This is a genomic window from Limosilactobacillus equigenerosi DSM 18793 = JCM 14505 (assembly GCF_001311375.1).
In the GTDB taxonomy this organism is placed as follows: Bacteria; Bacillota; Bacilli; order Lactobacillales; family Lactobacillaceae; genus Limosilactobacillus; species Limosilactobacillus equigenerosi.
On record NZ_BBAS01000033.1, the window covers coordinates 1 to 1,604 of the forward strand.

Annotated in this window: 1 protein-coding gene; it reads left to right on the forward strand. The window is 36.5% G+C overall.

The features are described from left to right. Positions 1-358 precede the first annotated feature (358 nt). Complete coding sequence (locus JCM14505_RS08480) at positions 359-1,558, forward strand: IS3 family transposase (protein ID WP_082405686.1); 1,200 nt, start codon at positions 359-361, stop codon at positions 1,556-1,558. Positions 1,559-1,604: the final 46 nt, after the last annotated feature.

Here is a 1,604-nt window from a genome sequence, read left to right on the forward strand (position 1 = left end):
TTAAAAAAATCAACCATCCGGCAGCTATTAGCTGCAGCTTGATGGTTAATCTAAATATTATCTACCAGTACTGGTTGACGTATAGCCCCTTTTTAGATGCTTAATTTGGCTAATTTATTTTTAAATCGTGCGGTTTTGCGTTGTTCATAAAGATTAATCAGTTGGTTTTTAAATAACAGTAAATCAGCTTGGTTAATTTGTAAAACCATAATTTGGTGTGGATGGTAATTTGTAATAGATTCTGTCGAGAAGGACGCGCGGGAATCAGTAATAATAACTGGAACTAGAATAAATAATGGACAAGTTAAATAGAGACTCTGATTTAGTATAATTAAGACAACAAATTGGAGGACCTATTATGACAAAACATAACTACTCACAGGAATTTAAACAAGATGCTATTCAATATTACCTTGATGCTAAGGAGAATATGACAGCTACTGAAGTTGCCGAACATCTAGGAGTAGGTGTTAGTACCCTTCATAAGTGGGTTAAGCAATATCAAGAATCTGGAGAAGTTGGCCGTGGATCCGGAATTTTTAGCAATGACAAGGATAAAGAGATAGCTAAACTAAAGCGCCAACTACGTGACGCAGAAGCAGCTATTCAAGTCCTAAAAAAAATCAATCGGGATTCTAAGCAAGTAACCACTGAGGACGTTTATCAGGAAATTGACCGTCATCACGTTTCGGAACCCCATGCATCAATTTACGGGATGTACCAATATATCGGCATTTCTCGCAGTGGTTACTATCAGCGAAAACAGCGCAATAATAATCGCTCACCTCGTCAGCTTCGTAAGAAGTTCATTTTGGGCTTGATTAAAACAATTTGGAATAAAAGTAATCGAATTTATGGGGCAGGTAAAATAACCCATGTTTTAAATGACAAGGATGCATACAACTTAAAAATTTCGGAACTTACAGTAGGTAAATATATGCGTGAACTAGGCATATCCGCTCGCTATATTAAATGCCATGTACAAACAACCTGTGATTCTGATTATAACAATAAATTAGTTAATATTCTTGATGAACAGTTTAATCCTTCGCAACCAAACGCTGTTTGGTGTATTGACACGACTTATATTCCTGTTCGTAATGGTTTTGTTTACTTGACCAGCATTATGGACCTGTTTTCTCGTAGAATTATTGGCTGGGACTTGTCTGAAACTTTGGAAGTTTCAAATGTCACACCATTAATTGAGCGGACGAAAAAGCAGCGCCATATTAGCAAACCCATGATTATCCATAGTGATCGTGGAAGTCAAATTACTTCTGAAGCGTACCGTAAGGCTACTTCAATGATGACTAGAAGTTATTCCAAAAAGGCCTTTCCATGGGATAATGCTTGCATTGAATCATTTCATGCTTTGATTAAGCGAGAATGGTTAAATCAATTCAACATCTATAGTTATCACGAAGCTCGGCGGTTGGTTTTTGAGTACATTGAAACTTTCTACAACACTGTCAGAATTCATAGCCATTGCGGATTTAAATCTCCAAAAACGTTTGAGGAAGATTACCAATTAAAGCATCATAAATTACAAGCTGCATAGTCACAAAAGTCTCCATTTAATTTGTACATTTTATTGACAGGGGACC

Excerpts from the sequence above, each read along its gene's own strand:
- JCM14505_RS08480 (WP_082405686.1), top strand. The coding sequence starts at position 359 with ATGACAAAACATAACTACTCACAGGAATTTAAACAAGATGCTATTCAA.